Here is an 18,139-nt window from a genome sequence, read left to right on the forward strand (position 1 = left end):
GCGCCTTTCCTGTCTGCGCCAGCCATTCAGCCCACCTCGAAGGGACCTCATGAACACCCTCAAAGACCGTCTGAAACAGGGCAAAGATGCGCGCAAGCAGTGCTCGCGCAATGACCAGGCGCTGCACGGGAAGATCGATCGCGACCCACTGCCCCTGATCAAAGCCTCCAGTGCAGGGCGAATCCGTTCGCTGAATGAATTGCGCTTCGGGCGCATGCTGGTTTCGCCGTTCGCCTTCTATCGTGGCAATGCCCTGCTTCATGCCCACGACCTGTCCGGTACACCGGACATGGGGCTGCACTCAACCATTTGCGGTGATTGTCACCTGATGAACTTCGGTGGTTTTGGTACGCCGGAACGCAACCTGCTGTTCAGCGTCAACGACTTCGACGAAGCTCACCCCGGCCCCTGGGAATGGGACCTGAAACGGCTGGTGACAAGCTTCGTGGTCGCCGTTCGCGACCTGCGCCACGGTGCGTCAGTGGAGGAAGCCATCTGTCGCCGTGTGGTCGCAGCCTATCAAGAGAGCATGGCCGAATGTGCCGAACAAAGTGCCCTGGAAATCTGGTACGACGCCCTCGGTTACAACGACTTGCTCAAACAGGAGCCTTCCACCAGCACGCTGGAGCATGTGAAAAATGCCATTAACAAAGCCGAGCATCGTACCCATGCCGAACTGCTGCCCAAGATATGCGAGCGCGATAAACACGGCCGCTTGCTGATCCGTGATGATCCGCCACATATCTTCCATCTGCACAAAAACTCCACGCTGCTGGACAACGATGATGACTGGATGCGCGTGGACGATTGGCGGCCACTGTACGATTCCCTCATGCGCGATTACCGAGCCACGCTGATGGGCGATCGTCGCGAATTACTGGCGCGCTTCCAGGCCCAGGACCTGGCGTTTAAAGTCGTTGGGGTGGGCAGTGTCGGGACGCGCTGCCTGGTCGCGCTGCTGACCGACGATCAGGAGCGACCGCTGTTTCTACAGATCAAGGAAGCACGCCGCTCGGTGCTCGCCGATTACGTCAAAGCCAAATCGCGGATACGCCATGACGGTCAGCGCGTGGTTGAAGGCCAGCGCCTGATGCAGTCGGCCAGCGATCTGTTTCTCGGTTGGACCACCAGCCCCAATGGCCAGCACTTCTACGTGCGCCAGCTACGGGACATGAAAATCTCGGCAGAGCTGGAAACCTTCGATGCCGAAACGTTTTCCGCCTATGGCCACATTTGTGGCAAAGCCCTGGCTCGGGCCCACGCCAAAGCCTCAGGGCAAGCTGCGCAGATCAGCGGTTACATTGGCAAGAGCGAGGTCATGACCAATGCACTGTTCAAGTACGCCAAGGCCTATTCCGAGCAGAACGAGCGCGACTTCGAACGCTTTCAACGAGCCTGCCGCAAAGGCAAACTACAGGCCCGTTCGGAAGCTGACTTTGCCGCCGATCATCTGCCTTAGGCGCATATCTAAACAAACGCAAAGAGTGACCGACCCGGTTCTACTGAGCTATAAACCGGTCGCCCTTACCAATGAATGTTTCCAATTCACAATTTGTTAAGAAGTGGCCTCGTATACTTTCGAGTCCTGTTTTACTCTCGGCCCTCATCCTTCGGTAGCCTGATGCCTATGTCACGCCCTGCCCCACTCCTGTTTCTACTCACCTGCCTGCTGTTCTTCTTCGCCCTCGGCAATCACCAGTTGCAAGGTTCCACCGAAGCCCGGGTTGCCGGCATCGCCATGGAAATGCACCTGGATAACGATTGGGTGACGCCGCGCCTGTTTGGCCAGCCTTTTCTGGAGAAGCCGCCACTGAGCCTTTGGCTTGATGCCGGGGCGATTCGTGCATTTGGTGGCACACCATGGGCGGTGCGGCTGGCGTCGGCCTTCGCCGGTTTGTTCAGTGTGATGCTGCTGTACACCCTGCTGCGTCGGTTCGGCCGGCCAACGACCATCGCCCTGGTCGCCGGGATCATGCTGGCAACCATGGCCAGTTACTGGGGCAACGTTCGCGGCGTCGGTGAAGACGCGCTGCTGAGCCTCGGCGTAACCCTGGCGCTGCTTTCGTTCTATCAGGCCCATCGCCAACAAGCCGAACGGCGTGGCGCCCTGGGCAGCTGGCTGCTTTTCGCCGTCGGCATCGCCATCGCCACGTTGAGCAAAGGCGTGCTCGGTCTGGCGATGCCGGGCGTGGTGATCTTCTTCTATCTGCTGACCGAGAGCCTGATCGACAAACGCTTCAGCCTTGCGCGCTGGATAGGCCCGGCACTGGCGACCCTGCTCGGGCTGATCCCCTTGGTGATCTGGCTTTTCATGCTCTATCAGCGCGGCGGCTCGCAGGCACTGGCCGAGGTGTTGCTGACCAATAGCGTTGGTCGCTTCAGCGGTTCGTTCGTTCAAGCCGGTCACTATGAGCCGTTCTATTACTATCTGACCAAACTGCCGGAAGCCTTCCTGCCGTGGAACATCCTGGTGTATCTGGGCCTGTGGCATTTCCGTAAGAGCCTGGCGAACAATCGCTACCTGTTGTTCTTTACGGTGTGGCTGCTTGCACAATTCCTGATGCTGACCCTGGCGTCGAGCAAGCGCACCGTTTACCTGATGTCACTGACACCGGCCGCCGCGGTAATCGCCGCGGAATATGCCGCCGTGCTGTTCGAGCGTCTGCGCCAGCACACCGAAGCATCGACCTTGCTTGGTAAAATCGCCCGCAACCGTCGTGGTATTGCGATCGGCATCATCAGTCTGTTCGTCGTCGCTTATCTGTCAGCGGCCCAATGGGCGTTCCCACGTGCCGACCGCAAAGAGTCGTTCCTGCCATTGACCGATCAAATCCAGACAATGCAGGCCAACGGCCAGGAAGTAGCGCTGTTCAAGGCGAACGAACGGACCGCCGGGGCGACCGTGTTCTACACCCATAGCCTGCTCAAGGACCTGGAGACCGACGCCGAGCTGACGACGTTTCTCGCCGCCTCCCCAAACAATGTGGCGCTGCTTGCCGGCGATAAAGAACCCACTGCACCGCTGAAAATAGTGAAGCAAATACTGGTGGGCCGTCAGGTGTACTACTTCGTCACGCTCTAAGACAGCCAACAAAAAAACGGCACCTGATACAGGTGCCGTTTTTTATTGTCCGGAAAAAGTAGCGACGTTGAGTATCAGCCCAACACCTGCGCCTGGTTGTGTCTGAGGTGGCTTACTTGATATCGACGGATTGCCAGTCAGCGGCTTCGATAAGCCCAAGCAGTTTCGGCTGGGTTTGCGCGGTATCCAGCGTAAAAAACAGCGACGCGCCATACCCTGGGGTCGATGTTGGCAACTTCAGTTCTTTTTCCAGATCCACCATGCACTCGCTGTGAGTGACCAGCACCAGGTTACGGCCGGTGACCTTGTGCGCCAGCACGTCACGCAGCATCGTGCCTTTGCAGTTGATGAGCCAATCCTGGGCACTGTCAAGTGTATTGAACATGTAGCGCGACGTTTGCGCGGTCCGCGTCAACGGGCTGTTGTAGATGTCAGCGTTAGTCAGGCCCAGGTGTGCGTATTGCGAACCAATCCCGGTAGCTACCGCGCGCGCGCGTTCGGTAATGCCATCGGCACTGTCCAGGCAAGGAGCGGTGGAGTGGTCGCATCGTTCAACATGACGGATCAGCACAATCGTATCGCCCTTGGCCCAACTGGCCGCCAGGGCTTTGTCCCCGGCAATGTTGCCATGGGCCAGGTCCGCCGGGCCGACTGGGCGCAGTAGCCAGAAAGCCAACGCGATAACAAAGAGCGATGCCAGTAGGGCAAGGGCAATGTATTTGGCACGAGTGAGCCCTCCCCTATTCAGTGAACGCTTGATACCCGCAAGACCCCATCTTGACTCCACCTTCACACCACCTCGGACACACGAATACCCAATTGTACGGGCAACATTAAAAGTCGACGCGTAACTACCCAGTGAAATGAATGTGAAAAAATGCTCAACCGACGCGCATGCCCCGTATTTTCTCGTTACGAAAAACGTTTCAGCTATCGCACCTGCCGCCGATACACCCTCTACGAATACATTCTGCTGGCCTCCAAAAACAATAATCTTCCAGCCAACTGACGATAAGAAGCACAACGTTCCTGGAGGAATTTTTGATGAATAGCTGGTTCGCCAATATCAGCGTCAACCTGAAGCTGGGCCTGGGTTTCGGCCTCGTGCTGGCCCTTACGTGCATTCTCGCCCTGACCGGCTGGACCAGCCTGGGTGGGCTGATCGACCGCAGCAACTGGATGAGCGATATCACTCAGCTCAATGCGGGCCTGACCAAACTGCGGGTTACCCGTTTGCAGTACATGCTGGCCGACGGCGACGAAACCGTGGCGCAAACCGTGCAAACCGCCCTCGACGGCTTCAAGGCCCAGCAGCAATCGCTGGTATCGAGCTTCAAGAGCCCGGAAAACCTCAAACTGCTCAAAGAACAGGGCGCGGTCATCGACGCCTACCAGCAGTCGTTGAACAAAATGCGCAACGCTTACCGAACCGGGAACAGCGCGCGTCAGGCCATGGGCGAGAATGCCGAGAGCGCCAACACGCTGATCGGTGATATCGACACCCGCGTGCGCCAGATGCCCTTGAGCGATCAACGCTTCGAGCAGTTCCTGGCCATTACTGAGGCCAAGGAACAGTTTCAGCTCGCCCGCTACGAAGTCCGCGGCTACACCGCCGACAGTAATCCGACCACCGAGCAAAAAGCCGTTGCCCAACTCGACGCGGCAATCGCCAGCCTGAAAGCACTCAACACGCATTTCGCCGACACCCAGCAAGACGCGTTGCGTCAGCTGCAAAGCGCCTTGCTGAATTACCGCAGTGCGTTGCAGGCCTTCAAGGCAGCCAACAGCGAAGCGGTTCTGGCTCGTCAGGAAATGACCGTTCAGGGTAACGACATCGTTGCGCGCAGTGATGCGCTGTATCAGATCCAGCTGGATCGCCGCGACATCGAAAGCACCCAGGCACGCACCCTGCAACTGATCAGTACATTGCTGGCGTTGCTGGTCGGCGTTCTCGCGGCCGTGATCATCACCCGTCAGATCACCCGCCCGCTGCGCGAAACCCTGGCGGTGGTCGAGCGTATCGCCGGTGGCGACCTGACCCATGACGTCCACGTCACCCGTCGTGACGAACTTGGCGTGTTGCAGCAAGGCATCGCACGGATGGGCGTCACCCTGCGCGACCTGATCAGCGGCATCCGCGATGGCGTCACGCAGATCGCCAGCGCTGCCGAAGAGCTGTCGGCCGTCACCGAAGAAACCAGTGCCGGGGTCAACAGCCAGAAGATTGAAACCGATCAGGTCGCCACCGCCATGCACGAAATGACGGCCACCGTGCAGGAAGTCGCGCGCAACGCCGAAGAAGCCTCGCAAGCGGCAGCCGCGGCTGACGGTGAAGCCCGCGAAGGCGATAAAGTGGTCAACGAAGCGATCGCCCAGATCGAACGCCTGGCCAGCGAAGTGGTGCGTTCCACCGAAGCCATGACCGTGCTGCAACAGGAAAGCGACAAGATTGGCAGCGTCATGGACGTGATCAAGGCCGTCGCCGAACAGACCAACCTGCTGGCACTCAACGCCGCCATCGAAGCGGCACGCGCCGGTGAAGCCGGTCGCGGTTTCGCCGTGGTTGCTGACGAAGTGCGTGGCCTGGCCCAACGCACGCAGAAATCCACCGAGGAAATCGAAGGTCTGGTCGCCGGTCTGCAGAACGGCACCCAGCAAGTGGCCGCGGTGATGAACAACAGCCGCAGCCTGACCGACAGCAGCGTCGAGCTGACCCGCAAGGCCGGTGTATCACTGGAAAACATCACCCGCACGGTGTCGAACATCCAGTCGATGAACCAGCAGATCGCCGCCGCTGCCGAGCAGCAAAGCGCGGTGGCCGAAGAGATCAGCCGCAGCATCATCAACGTGCGCGACGTCTCCGAGCAGACGGCCGCCGCCAGTGATGAAACCGCCGCGTCCAGCGTTGAACTGGCACGGTTGGGCAATCAGTTGCAGATGATGGTGAGCCACTTCCGCGTCTGACCTGCCAACCCTCAGTACTCGCGGCCTGTAACGCGCCGACTCAGCCCCTTTCCTGCAACAGGTGTGGGGCTGACTGTCGGCGTTCTCCCGACGAAAAATCCGAACAACGGATTGCTTTTTCATACAGCCCAATCCCCAGCCACCCTACCGCCATTCCTGACCCACTCCTGTACGTTTTCTTCTGCCCAAGAACATTCCGTTCGAACAGGAGAATGACAACACATGGACGTAAGCAACGACTCGCTGTTACACAGGCCGGTTGACTCCCCTGGCGACGAAGACGGGACAAAAGCCGACTTCAAGACAGCCATGCAACGCATGGGTTTTGAATCGGTGTTCGACATCGTGCGCATGACCCAAGAGCAGTTCACCCTTGAACTCGCCAGGCATACCGACGCAGACGCCGGGCAGGCGTATGCCAACGCGCAAAGCTACGCCCGACAGATCAGCCGCCTGTATCAGGAACATCAACTGTCGTCCGGCGATGCCAATCGACGCGTGCGGCGCAACGTTGGTTCCGACTCGACGTCAGCGCCCGCCACCTATCAAGCATTGTTCAAAGAGAATTGGGAACAGTTTTGCGAGGACGGTGATATCGCTGCGATCGACTCGCCTGTGGCATATCTGCGAGCGCTGTATATGTTTGCCAAACAACTGGAAAACTCATCCCCACACACAGACAAAATCACCTTGGAGAAACGGCGCCCGGACCTCAAGAATCTGACGCTGGATCACCAGAGTGCCTTTGCTCCGCGGCCGATGCTGAATATCGTTAATGACACCTTGAGCAGTCATATCCGACAACACCTGGAAGAAACCAACGACTCGAAGAGCGTTCACAACGTATTGGCGACTGAGCACTACCCGTTCTCGCTGCCCTACGACCTTCATCACCAACAATGCTTGCTTGGGCTGGGCGCAGACAAACCGGCGCTGGGCGAGCTGAACTATCGGGTCAGTCTGAAACTGCCGTTTTCGCAGGGCAATTCGGGTTATGGATTCGTTTCGAACGCCGTTGTTGAGGCACAGAAACTGCTGTCCGGCCTGAGCCCGGAGCAGCAAAGGATGGTGATCGCACTTTACGCTGAAGAGACCGCCCAGAAGGCCTATGGCACTGACAACATCGAGCGTTTGGGTGAACTCGAGTTTTTCAAAGAACGTACCGGGCTGACGACTGATCAGGTTGAACAGGTGTTATCGCAGGGTAAACACCGCCCTCGAACTTCAACCATCAGCCCGACGTCCACTCAGCCTAACTACGGTTCCAACTACATCAACGGACCGATCTCTGAACAACAATCGAAGGGTGTTCTGAAAATTTCCCGGGTCGAAAAAAGTACGCAGGAGATTATCAACAGGTCTAAAAAACGTTTCGATCGTCTGCAGCGAATGATCCGACTGCAACGCTGGACCGGTATTCCCTTTGCCGAACTTGACACACTAATCGTCAATGCCCTGCGTTCGGACGACACGGCATCACAGTTGCTCAACACCAATACCGTCCGCGTCCTGGGAGTGTATCGATACCTGAATCAGCGCTACGGCATCGCGCCCGAGGAATTTGCTTCGCTACTGCACGACATGCCGACTTCCGCTTGCGGTGATCGTGTTCCGTTGTTCGATCAAGTGTTCAATCGTACTCAGTTACTCTCAAGCCCTCTGTTGCAAAACGAGGGGCAGGAGATTGATATCGAGGGCTCCAGATCGCAACCGACCCTCAACTATCTCAGCGCAGGGTTGGGGTTGCCCGTCACGCAAGACTCGCTGTTACTACTCGCGAACCAGACCAAGAAACACCGTGCTTCGCTCAAACATGATTTGCCCACAGTATCCTCGCTCTATCGCCAGGCCCGTATCGCCCGGATGTTTGGTCTGTCACACATCGAGTGCACGGAACTGGCGCGAATGCTGGGAGGTGATGACTTCTGCAAACAGTTGGTGACCGGTGCGCTACGCAAACCGGATGAATCGACAGCCGACATTCTCGACGTGCTGATGGCAATGGATTGGGCCGTTGACTGGCTCAAGCAAAGCAATCGTGATGTGTTGCAATGGTGTCACCTGTTCAACTCAGCAAAGAACGACTTACCAAAGATCCAGGAATTGCAAAAACGGCTGAGGACACTGCAAACGGACGAGGATCCCACCAATGACCAGCAAACGCGTCTGGTAGAAAACCTGCTCCACGATATCGCAGACCTGTCCGCAGAATACGTCCCCTGCGTGATGAAAATGGCCAGCACCTCCGCCATGAAGTTTTTAGTAGATATCAAGACCTTCACCCCAGGAAAAGTGCCTGAGTCGTTGGCAAACGTACTACGCGCTATTCAAGCATGCCAAGAACTGCACCTGAGCAGCAGCACGCTACTGATATTGAGGAACAATCCAGCATGGCTCGTGCTGGGTATCCGCCGACACCTTGCAGGATTTGCACTACACCTATGACGCGGTGGGCAATGTGACGCAAATCGCCGACAAAGCCCAGCCGGTAACGTTCGGCAGCAACCAGCGGGTCGAAGCCGTCAGCACATTCACCTACGACAGCCTTTACCAACTGATCAGCGCAACGGGCCGTGAAGCGGCAGGACCCAACAACCAGCCCCACCTTCCCACCTCCAGCAGAGCACCGATTGATGCCCGGCTACTGTTCAATTTTACCGAGCACTACACGTACGACGCCGGCGGCAACCTGACCGAACTGCGCCACGTCCGCGACCGTAACAACTACACCCGGACCTTGAACGTTGCCGCTGCAAGCAATCGCCTCCTGTCCTGGAACGAGGGCGACTCAACACCCGACATTGCAGCAGCTTTCGATGCCAACGGTAACCAGCAGGCGCTGCAACCGGGCCAGGCGCTGGAATGGAACACCCGCAATCAACTCGCCAGTGTCATGCTGGTCCAGCGTGAAGACGGGCGCGATGACATTGAACGCTATAGCTATGACAGCAGCGGCCAGCGCGTACGCAAGGTACAAACAACCTATGCGGCGTCGGTGACTCACACCCGGGAAGTCCGTTATCTGCCGGGCCTGGAAATCCACACCCGCACTCACGAGCGACTGGAAGTCATCACCCTGCAAGCCGGTCGCTGCAGCGTTCGTTACCTGCACTGGACTGAAGGACAACCGTCGAGTATCCCGGCAGCCGGTCAACTGCGCTATAGCCTTGACGACCATCTGGGTTCCAGTTCACTGGAACTTGATGACCAGGCGTGGCTGATCAGTCAGGAAAGTTATTTGCCTTATGGGGGAACGGCGTGGACGGCGTCCCGCTCGGCGGTGGAAGCGGATTACAAAACGATTCGATATTCCGGTAAGGAGCGTGATGCCAGTGGGTTGTATTACTACGGCCAAAGGTATTACGCGCCGTGGTTGCAGCGCTGGATCAGTCCTGATCCAGCGGGGTCGGTGGATGGGTTGAACCTGTATTGCATGGTGGGGAACAACCCGGTGAGGTTCACCGATCACCAGGGCCTGATGAGAACGGAAGAGCTCGAAGAGTTCGCGGCATGGGGGAGAGGCCGTTCACAAGAAATCATGAATGCAGCGAGAGGGGATTTTACCTATCGAGTGACCCCGGCTCACGTTGATAACAGTTCTGATACACAACTCGCTCCGGAAGTGTTGAGTAGAGAGTTTCTTGCTCACTCTTATGGCTACACCGAGACCTATGACGTTGGACTCAGTGACTACTTCAACCTTCCAAAACCCGCTGGTGGCATTCAAAGATACCGAGGGGTAGACAGGAGATATGTAGACACCGCCGACCGCACTGCACACCCGCGACACTATTTGAGACATGGAACCTACAAAATCAATAACACTCATGAATACCTGGCCGATTTAAGCGAGCGGTACAGCAACGCGGAAGGTCAAATGTTCCAGAACATAACCATAGATAACAATGCACTGCTGGACGAACCGACGCTGAACAGACTCACCAGTAGAGTCCATGAATTGCAACCACTGATCCAAGACCGTATAGAGAGACATATCGATCGGATGCATGGAATCATGCCAACATTGGCGGGGCCGCCCGGGGCTCATGCAGAAGTCCGACTGGTGAACTCAATTGTTGCGCTCTACCCGGGTAGAGCGGAAAGGATGCTTCAAGACACAACGGTACTCACAGACACATTGTCTCGGGGAAACGCCCCTCAGCCGTTTCCTGCCTGCATTAACTGCAGCGGCATCATTCCCTGCGAGGTCAACATTCCGACCGGACGCCGAGACCCCGACTACGCGGGATACAACAGATATGCCCAGCCAAGAAACAGGTCACGAGGAGCACGGCCGCCCTACGGGCGGGCCAGTGGACATGGTTCATCACGGTACAATCCGTATTAAGCCACCGGTTCTGAACATCGATCCGCTCAAACACTGATCGCATTGCAAAACACCAACCGATTCCCAAACGGATCGCTGATGGTCATGTCCTGGCTCCCCCAGGGCATGGCCTGAATCTGTGGATGAGCGAAGCGGTATGCCTTGGCCAGCAATTGCTGCTGGAACGCTTCCAGCTCATCGGTCTCGATGCGTAGCGCCGAACCCGGCGTAGCGTCGCCGTGATGCTCGGACAGATGCAGCACGCATTCACCCCGCGACACTTGCAGATACAGCGGAAAGCTCTCGCCAAACTTGTGCTGCCAGTCGAGCGTGAAACCGAGGAAGTCGACGTAGAACTCCAGCGCCTTGGCTTCATCGAAGATCCGCAGGATCGGGGTGGTTTTACCGAAGCTCATGGCGCTACTCCCAAACTGAAAGGCCCCACTCTAAGTGGGTTGCATGACAGCGCTTCGGCTTGGGGAAGGCATTCTTTAATTGCACAGTGCCATCACTGTGATCAACCCCACAGATTGCTGTTACCTGAAGCCTGAACCGAGAGTTCCTTCACGCGCCAAAAACCGCCCTTCCCGACGTCCATTCGGCTGACCATCGATATAGCTGCGCACCCCATTGACCCACACACCGTCGATGCCCTCGGCCGCCCGTTGCGGGTCGTTGAAATCCGCCACGTCACGCACCCGCAACGGGTCGAACAGCACCAGATCCGCCCAATGCCCTTCGCGGATTTCACCACGCTCTTTCAGGCCGAAACGCGCCGCCGACAGTCCGGTCATCTTGTGCACCGCGGTGTGCAGCGGGAACAATCCGAGATCCCGACTGAAGTGCCCAAGCACCCGTGGAAACGCACCCCACAACCGTGGATGCGGGAACGGGTCTTCCGGCAAACCGTCGGAACCGATCATCGATAAGGGGTGGGCCAGAATCCGCCGCACATCCGCCTCATCCATCCCGTAATAGACCGCCCCGGCCGGTTGCAGGCGACGGGCCGCGTCCAGCAGCGGCACGCCCCACTCGGCGGCGATGTCCATCAGGTTGCGACCGCCCACTTCAGGGTGTGGCGTCGACCAGGTGATGGTGATGCGAAACGCGTCCGTTACCTGCTTGAGGTCCAGGGTCGAGGAACTCGCCGCATAGGGATAACAGTCGCAGCCCACCGGGTGGGTTTTCGCCGCGTGCTCGAGGGATGCCAATAGCTGCGGACTGCGCCCCCAGTTGCCGGCGCCAGCGCATTTGAGGTGAGAAATGATCACCGGACTTTTCGCGTGGCGAGCGATCTGGAATGCCTCGTCCATGGCCTCCAGCACAGGTTCGAATTCGCTGCGCAAATGGGTGGTGTAGACCGCGCCGAAAGCCGTCAGCTCTTCAGTCAGTTGCATGACTTCATCGGTAGATGCCGAGAAGGCGCTGGCGTAAGCCAACCCTGTGGACAAGCCCAACGCACCGGCCTCCAGGCTCTCACGCAGTTGCTCGCGCATCGCCGCAATTTCGCTCGGTGTGGCAGTGCGAAACAGGTCGTCCAGATGGTTACTGCGTAGCGCCGTGTGGCCGACCAGTGCCGCCACGTTCAGCGTCGGATTGGCCGCTTCGACTGCCGCACGGTAATCACTGAAACGCGGATAAACAAAGGCTGCGGACGTACCGAGCAGGTTCATCGGGTCCGGCGGATCGCCGCGCAAACTCACCGGCGAGGCGCTGATCCCGCAGTTGCCGACGATCACCGTGGTCACGCCCTGGCTGAGCTTGGGCAGCATCTGTGGTTGGCGAATCACCACCGTGTCGTCATGGGTGTGTACGTCGATAAAACCTGGCGCCAGCACCCGCCCGGTCGCGTCGATTTCCTCATCGGCGCTGGCCTCCTGCAAATCACCGATGCGCGCGACACGCCCATTCATAATCGCTACATCGGCGGAATAACCCGGTGTATTGCTGCCGTCGATGATCAGGGCGTTGCGGATCAGCGTGTGGTACTGCATGTCAGTCTCCCAGCGGCAGATGATCATCGCCGCCACGGTAGTCGTCGAGGGCAAGTTTGATCCGCCGCAGACGTTCTTGATTGTCTTCAGGTTGAGCCAGCGCCAGCTCGGTGGCCAGCACGTCGATCGCCAGCAGCATGCCGTAGCGCGCCGCCGTCGGTTTGTAGATGAACGAGGTTTCGGCGCTTTGCAGCGGCAGCACTACATCGGCCAATTGCGCCAGCGGCGAGTCAGCCAGGGTAATCGCCAGAATGCGCGTGCCGTAGCTGCGCGCCAACTCGACAGCCTCCAGCAATTCCGGGGTGATGCCAGTCAGTGAACAGGCAATCAGCGCATGCTCCGCGCCCAGCGATGCGGCGGTCACGCGCATCATCACCGGATCATGGCAGGTGGCAATCGGGTAGCCGAGGCGCACCAAACGCACTTGCAACTCATCGCTGCACAGCGTCGAACAACCGCCCATGCCGAACGCGTGAATCATCCGCGCCTTGCCCAGCAATTTCACCGCGTCGGCGAAACGCGACTCATCGAACGCCGACAAATGTTGATGCAACGTCGACTCGATATCGCCAACGATCTGCCGATAAAACGCCGACTGTTCCGGCGTCCCCGCCGGGTCGAGAAAACGACTGCCGACCCCACTGGCCTGGGCCAGTTGCAGGCGCAAATCACGCAGGTCACGGCAGCCGACACTGCGGGCAAACCGCGAGAGTGTCGCGCTGCTGACTTCGGCTCGCAGCGCCAGCTCGTCGAGGCTCGCCGAGGCGGCAAAGCCCACATCGTCGAGCATCAACCGGGCAATCCGCCCTTCACCGGCGCTGAAGGAATCCTGACGCGCGCGAATCTGGTAGAGGATGTCCATTTACCGCACCTGCTATTCAAAGCACATAGGAAAGACCCAGCGTCAGGCCGAAAGCGACCAGCGAGATCAAGGTTTCGAGCACCGTCCAGGTCTTGAAGGTCTGGGTCACGGTCATATTGAAGTACTCCTTGATCAACCAGAAGCCGCCGTCGTTGACGTGAGAAAAGATAACCGAACCCGCGCCTGTCGCCAGCACCAGCAATTCCGGATGGGGATAGCCCAGACCAATGGCCACCGGCGCCACAACACCTGAAGCGGTGGTCATGGCCACGGTCGCAGAACCGGTGGCGATGCGCATCAATGCCGCGAACAGCCAGCCCATCAACAACGGCGACAGCTGAAATTCGTGGGCCAGGCCGACGATCTGGTCCGTCACCCCGGCGTCCACCAGAATCCGGTTCAAGCCACCGCCAGCGCCCACCAGCAAGGTGATGCTGGCGGTCGGCGCCAGGCATTCGTTGGTGAACTTGAGGATCGATTCACGATTGAAACCCTGGGCCAGACCGAGGGTCCAGAAGCTCAGCAACGTTGCCAGCAACAGGGCGATCACCGAGTTGCCGATGAACAGCAGGAACTGGTTGAAACCGCTGCCCGGCGTGGAGATCAGATTGGCCCAGCCGCCGATCAGCATCAGCACCACCGGCAGCAGAATCGTCGCCATGGTGATGCCGAAACCCGGCAAGCGGTCGCGCGGTTCGCGCTCGATGAACTGTCGCTCCAACGGGTTTTCCGCGGGCAACTGGATGCGCGGCACGATGAATTTGGCGTACAGAGGACCGGCAATGATCGCCGTCGGGATGCCGATCAGAATCGCGTAGAGCAATGTCTGCCCCACCGAAGCCTGATAGGCCTGCACCGCGAGCATCGCCGCCGGATGCGGCGGCACCAGCGCATGTACCACCGAGAGCCCGGCAACCATCGGCAAACCGACCATCAGAATCGACACGCCCACCCGCCGCGCCACGGTAAAGGCAATCGGCACCAGCAACACAAAGCCGACTTCGAAGAACAGCGGCAGGCCCACCAGAAAGGCAATGCAAACCATCGCCCAGTGCGCGTTTTTCTCGCCGAAACGCTCGATCAGCGTGCGCGCCATCTGCTCGGCACCACCGGACTCGGCCATCATCTTGCCGAGCATCGTCCCCAGCGCCACCACCAACGCAATGTGCCCCAGGGTCTTGCCGACGCCCGCTTCATACGCGCCCACCACGCCCGACGGCGGCATCCCGGCGAGCAACGCCAGGCCAATGGAAACCATGGTAATGACAATGAACGGATTGAGTCGGTAACGGGCGATCAGAACGATCAGCGCAATGATGGCGATAGCGGCATAAACCAGCAGCCAATAGCCGAAGGACGGTGCCATGCGGTACTCCTCGAAAAGGGTCACGTCGATGTGTTGTGAAACCCATAAATCATTTCGAGGATGATCTTTCAAACCTGATGAAAGTAATTTTCGTGTAGAGGCATGAGATGTCGTTTTCAGGCATGTCTTGTCGCGATTAATGAAAATCTGCCGGGCGTTTTTTCATCCCTTCGACGCGAACCTTCCCATCACACAATTCACTACGGCGATAGCTGCTTCGATGATTATCAGGAGTGCTACCAACGGTGCGACGGAGTCATTACCCCGGTCATCCATCAGGACTGATCCCCCTGAGAATACAACCCACCGCCCCGCCTCCTCGCCGTCCCGTAGCAGCTGTCGAGCCTGCGAGGCTGCGTTCGAGGACGAAGTCCTCGCATATCCTGCGTACGCGGTTTACCAGAAAGAACGCGCTGTCTGATTTCACGACTGCTTTGCAGCCGAACGCAGCCTCCCAGGCTCGACAGCTGCTACGGGGATACAGGGATACGGGAGCCAGTTTCGCGCATTAGTCGCGGATCAGCCTTCAAACACCTCGTTCGCGTAACTCGCCAGCTTGCCCTGGATGAAGTCCAGGAAACATTGAATGCGCAAGGCCAGTTGCGAGTTGCGGTAGTACACCGCATTGATCGGTTGGCGATAGCCGCTATTGGCCTGCGCCAGCAGCAACTTCAGCCGGCCGGCCTTGATGTCGTCGATGGTCATGAAGTGCGACAGACACACAATGCCCTGCCCCTCCAGCGCCAGGTGCCGCAGGGTTTCGCCGCTGGAGGCGCTAAGGCTCGGCTGAATCTGCCAGCGGTCGCCGTGCACATGGCGCAATGGCCAGTGGTTGAGGCTTTCAGTCTGGGTGAAGCCCAGCAGCGAGTGGCCGGCCAGTTCGGCAACCGTGGTCGGCGTACCGTGTTTTTCCAGGTACGCGGGGCTGGCGAGGATGTGCAGCGGGCTGCTCCCCAGCGAGCGCGCGTGCAGGGTCGAATCCGCCAACGGCCCGATACGGATCGCGATGTCGGTGCTTTGCTCCAGCAGGTCGATGATCAGGTCATTGCTGTTGAGTTCCAGCTGGATGTCCGGGTACAGACGACGGAACTCATCGATGTAGGGCACGACGGCGTGCAGCATGAACGGCGACGCCGCGTTGATCCGCAGTCGCCCGGAAGGTGTCTTGTGGCGCGAGGACAGACGCTCTTCGAGCTCGTCCATCTGGTCGAGAATCAGCTTGGCCTGTTCGAAGAAGTACTTGCCCTCCTCGGTCAGGTCCATGCGCCGCGTGGTGCGATTGATCAACGTGGTGTCGAGCTTGGCCTCCAGACGCGACAGCGTACGGCTGACCGCCGAGGGCGTTTGCCCGACCTGTTCGGCCGCAGCAGAAATCGAACCGCACTCGATCACGCAGACGAAAATCTGCAACTCATCGGATCTGGCTTTCACAGGTGTCCTCGTTTTCGGGGGCTTTGAAAAGATCGCAGGCTTCGCCAGCGCCTACAATGCGAAACCGTAGGAGCCGGCGAAGCCTGCGATTTTCCCCCGGATACTAGCTCATGCCTACGCCTTCAGATCGAACACTTGCTTAAGGTGCTGCTCATAGCGCGCGACGTCGGCTTCAACGTTCGGCCGCTTCATCACGTCGACACACAGGAAGGTCGGCAAGCCGCTCATGCCGAGAAAGGTGTTGGCCTTGTGGAACGGGAAGTACACCGCGTCCACACCCTTGGCTTCAAAGAAGTCGCTCGGGTCATCGAAAGCTTGCTGCGGTGCGTTCCAGGTCAGCGACAGCATGTACTGCTTGCCCTGCACCAGGCCGCCACTGCCGTATTTCTGCGAAGCATCGGAACGGGTCCGGCCATCACTGGCGTAGAGGCTGCCGTGGCCTTCGGTGAAGACTTCGTCGATGTACTTCTTCACGATCCACGGCGCGCCCATCCACCAACCCGGCATCTGGTAAATGATTACGTCGGCCCAGAGAAACTTGGCGACTTCTTCAGCGACGTCGTAGCCCTCGTCGATATGGGTGACTTTCACATCGACACCGCCACGATCCAGCACGCTCAAGGCGGCTTCGTGCAGGGTGGCGTTGTAGCGACCGTCGGAGTGGGCGAATTTCTTGCCACCGTTGAGCAACAGAACTTTTTTCATGGAAAGCCTCATCAGGGTCCGATCCGCCACGCTGTGGATAAGTCGCGGGATCGAGAAGTTTCAAATGTGATGGCGGCAGAGTATCGATGCCCGTTCCCATGAATAAGCCCGAAGCCGGCAAAATACATTTGACCAAAACGCACGATTCACCAGCTGATTGTTGCCATAGAATTTTCTCAACCCTGACTTGAGGAGTTCTGCATGAGCGAACAACACGGTTTCATCCTGCACGCCAAAACCCGCCCGGAAAAAGCCGACGCCTTCGAAGCCCTGTTCCGCGCTTACGTCGAACCCAGTCGCGCCGAACCTGGCTGCATCGAGTACCACATGCTGCGCGACCAGCAAGACCCGACGCTGTTTATCTTCTACGAGATCTGGCAATCCCGGGCCCATCTGGACGTGCACTCGAACCTGCCGCACATGCAGCAGTTTTTCGAGAACCGCATGGATTACCTGGAGCGCGACTTCGATATTCGCCGCATCGACATGCTCAGCCCGTCTTCGGCTAGCCGCTGATCAGCAGATGGCCGCCGAGTACTCCAATGCCGACGAAGAACACTCGCTTGAACAGCACGGCGCTGATCCGCTCTCGCAACCATTGCCCCAGCAGCATGCCGAGCAGCGCCGGGATCAGCGCCAGCAGTGAAGCGCTCAATTCGCCGCCGCCCAGCGCCCCGCGCCACAACAGGCCGGCAGCGAGTGCCAGGGTCGACACGGTGAACGCCAGGCCCAGCGCCTGCACCAGTTGATCCTTGTCCAAGCCCAGCGCTTGCAGATACGGCACCGTCGGAATCACAAAGACTCCGGTGGCCGAGGTGATGATCCCGGTCAGCGCACCACTGAGCGGGCCGAGCCAGCATTCGGTTTTGCTGCTGACCCGCAAAGTTGGCAGAAACAATCCGCTCAAGGCATAGAGTAATAGCGCCACCCCAAGTCCTCGCACCACCCACTCTCCGCTCCCAATCCCCAGCCACAACGTACCCGCGCCAGTGCCGACGAATATCGCCAGCAGCAGGGGCCACAGCCGTTTGACCAGTGGACGCAAGTGCCCGCCGAATGCCAGTTGCCAGACGTTGGTCAGCGTCGCCGGAATGATCAACAACGCCGCAGCCTGTGTCGGCGCCATAGCCAGACCGAGCAAGCCCATGGCAACAGTCGGCAACCCAAGGCCGATCACCCCTTTGATCATCCCGGCCATCAAAAAGGTGATGATCACCAATAAAGACAAGGCCAGACCGAGGTTTTGATAGAACGCGAGAAATGTATTCATGGCGTTATCCTGGACCTTTCGAAGGGCCCTGAAAATCTGCCATATACTGAGCCTGCCTCTTGTTTTGACAGAGCCTAGATACCTTGATCGTTCCCATGCTCTGCGTGGGAATGCAGCCCGTGACGCTCCGCGTCACCT

Annotated in this window: 14 protein-coding genes and 1 pseudogene; 7 read left to right on the top strand and 8 right to left on the bottom strand. The window is 58.5% G+C overall.

All coding sequences use genetic code 11. The annotated features are described in order from the left end of the window. Positions 1-49: 49 nt before the first annotated feature. Together AC1DIG_RS13880 and AC1DIG_RS13885 are read left to right on the top strand one after the other, a co-directional pair. Positions 50-1,459 (top strand): DUF2252 domain-containing protein, encoded by a 1,410-nt coding sequence (locus AC1DIG_RS13880; protein WP_477767754.1) that lies wholly within the window; start codon positions 50-52, stop codon positions 1,457-1,459. Between the two features lie 168 nt (positions 1,460-1,627). Continuing rightward, complete coding sequence (locus AC1DIG_RS13885) at positions 1,628-3,082, top strand: ArnT family glycosyltransferase (RefSeq protein ID WP_477767789.1); 1,455 nt, start codon at positions 1,628-1,630, stop codon at positions 3,080-3,082. Between the two features lie 112 nt (positions 3,083-3,194). On the opposite strand, the gene pmrG is transcribed toward AC1DIG_RS13885, so the two are convergent. Further along, a complete protein-coding gene (gene pmrG / locus AC1DIG_RS13890) occupies positions 3,195-3,869 on the bottom strand; it encodes a lipopolysaccharide core heptose(II)-phosphate phosphatase PmrG (RefSeq protein WP_477767755.1) in 675 nt (224 codons plus the stop codon). Positions 3,870-4,261: 392 nt separating this feature from the next. On the opposite strand from pmrG, the pseudogene AC1DIG_RS13895 reads away from it, so the two are divergent. The 4 genes and pseudogenes from AC1DIG_RS13895 to AC1DIG_RS13910 all read left to right on the top strand — a co-directional run. Then, positions 4,262-5,188 (top strand): annotated as a pseudogene (locus tag AC1DIG_RS13895) (methyl-accepting chemotaxis protein); the annotation flags it as partial. A 144-nt stretch (positions 5,189-5,332) separates the two neighbouring features. Then, complete coding sequence (locus tag AC1DIG_RS13900) at positions 5,333-6,046, top strand: methyl-accepting chemotaxis protein (protein ID WP_404943199.1); 714 nt, start codon at positions 5,333-5,335, stop codon at positions 6,044-6,046. A gap of 222 nt (positions 6,047-6,268) precedes the next feature. Next, positions 6,269-8,491: a Tc toxin subunit A gene (locus tag AC1DIG_RS13905; RefSeq protein ID WP_477767756.1), complete on the top strand. Its 2,223-nt coding sequence runs from the start codon at positions 6,269-6,271 to the stop codon at positions 8,489-8,491. Beyond that, on the top strand, positions 8,466-10,394 hold the full coding sequence (locus AC1DIG_RS13910; RefSeq protein WP_477767757.1) for an RHS repeat-associated core domain-containing protein: 1,929 nt from the start codon (positions 8,466-8,468) through the stop codon (positions 10,392-10,394). Before AC1DIG_RS13905 ends, AC1DIG_RS13910 begins: the two co-directional genes overlap by 26 nt. A 26-nt stretch (positions 10,395-10,420) precedes the next feature. On the opposite strand, the gene AC1DIG_RS13915 is transcribed toward AC1DIG_RS13910, so the two are convergent. From AC1DIG_RS13915 to mdaB, 6 genes are all read right to left on the bottom strand, one after another. Next, positions 10,421-10,789 (bottom strand): glyoxalase superfamily protein, encoded by a 369-nt coding sequence (locus AC1DIG_RS13915; protein ID WP_477767758.1) that lies wholly within the window; start codon positions 10,787-10,789, stop codon positions 10,421-10,423. A 120-nt stretch (positions 10,790-10,909) separates the two neighbouring features. After that, entirely contained in the window at positions 10,910-12,367 is a 1,458-nt protein-coding gene (locus tag AC1DIG_RS13920) for a D-aminoacylase (protein WP_477767790.1), read from the bottom strand. A 1-nt stretch (position 12,368) separates the two neighbouring features. After that, complete coding sequence (locus AC1DIG_RS13925) at positions 12,369-13,229, bottom strand: MurR/RpiR family transcriptional regulator (RefSeq protein ID WP_477767759.1); 861 nt, start codon at positions 13,227-13,229, stop codon at positions 12,369-12,371. Between the two features lie 16 nt (positions 13,230-13,245). Then, entirely contained in the window at positions 13,246-14,595 is a 1,350-nt protein-coding gene (locus tag AC1DIG_RS13930; RefSeq protein ID WP_477767760.1) for a GntT/GntP/DsdX family permease, read from the bottom strand. Positions 14,596-15,114: 519 nt separating this feature from the next. Next, the gene (locus AC1DIG_RS13935; RefSeq protein ID WP_477767761.1) at positions 15,115-16,026 is read right to left on the bottom strand and encodes a LysR substrate-binding domain-containing protein; all 912 of its coding nucleotides are present in this window, start codon (positions 16,024-16,026) and stop codon (positions 15,115-15,117) included. A gap of 114 nt (positions 16,027-16,140) precedes the next feature. Further along, positions 16,141-16,731 (bottom strand): NADPH:quinone oxidoreductase MdaB, encoded by a 591-nt coding sequence (gene mdaB / locus AC1DIG_RS13940; RefSeq protein ID WP_477767762.1) that lies wholly within the window; start codon positions 16,729-16,731, stop codon positions 16,141-16,143. A gap of 201 nt (positions 16,732-16,932) precedes the next feature. Here mdaB and AC1DIG_RS13945 point away from each other — a divergent pair, with 201 nt between their 5' ends. Next, entirely contained in the window at positions 16,933-17,247 is a 315-nt protein-coding gene (locus AC1DIG_RS13945) for a putative quinol monooxygenase (RefSeq protein ID WP_019691724.1), read from the top strand. Here the strand turns inward: AC1DIG_RS13945 and AC1DIG_RS13950 are convergent. Next, complete coding sequence (locus tag AC1DIG_RS13950) at positions 17,237-18,001, bottom strand: sulfite exporter TauE/SafE family protein (RefSeq protein ID WP_477767763.1); 765 nt, start codon at positions 17,999-18,001, stop codon at positions 17,237-17,239. The two genes, AC1DIG_RS13945 and AC1DIG_RS13950, sit on opposite strands and share 11 nt — an antisense overlap. Positions 18,002-18,139: the final 138 nt, after the last annotated feature.

The sequence above is a fragment of the Pseudomonas sp. 05N431 genome (assembly GCF_056397005.1).

Bases quoted from the DNA above. Each gene is read 5' to 3' on its own strand.
- AC1DIG_RS13880 (WP_477767754.1), top strand. From the start codon at position 50: ATGAACACCCTCAAAGACCGTCTGAAACAGGGCAAAGATGCGCGCAAG.
- AC1DIG_RS13885 (WP_477767789.1), top strand. From the start codon at position 1,628: ATGTCACGCCCTGCCCCACTCCTGTTTCTACTCACCTGCCTGCTGTTC.
- AC1DIG_RS13900 (WP_404943199.1), top strand. From the start codon at position 5,333: ATGCACGAAATGACGGCCACCGTGCAGGAAGTCGCGCGCAACGCCGAA.
- AC1DIG_RS13905 (WP_477767756.1), top strand. From the start codon at position 6,269: ATGGACGTAAGCAACGACTCGCTGTTACACAGGCCGGTTGACTCCCCT.
- AC1DIG_RS13915 (WP_477767758.1), bottom strand. From the start codon at position 10,789: ATGAGCTTCGGTAAAACCACCCCGATCCTGCGGATCTTCGATGAAGCC.
- AC1DIG_RS13920 (WP_477767790.1), bottom strand. From the start codon at position 12,367: ATGCAGTACCACACGCTGATCCGCAACGCCCTGATCATCGACGGCAGC.
- AC1DIG_RS13925 (WP_477767759.1), bottom strand. From the start codon at position 13,229: ATGGACATCCTCTACCAGATTCGCGCGCGTCAGGATTCCTTCAGCGCC.
- AC1DIG_RS13930 (WP_477767760.1), bottom strand. From the start codon at position 14,595: ATGGCACCGTCCTTCGGCTATTGGCTGCTGGTTTATGCCGCTATCGCC.
- mdaB (WP_477767762.1), bottom strand. From the start codon at position 16,731: ATGAAAAAAGTTCTGTTGCTCAACGGTGGCAAGAAATTCGCCCACTCC.
- AC1DIG_RS13945 (WP_019691724.1), top strand. From the start codon at position 16,933: ATGAGCGAACAACACGGTTTCATCCTGCACGCCAAAACCCGCCCGGAA.
- AC1DIG_RS13950 (WP_477767763.1), bottom strand. From the start codon at position 18,001: ATGAATACATTTCTCGCGTTCTATCAAAACCTCGGTCTGGCCTTGTCT.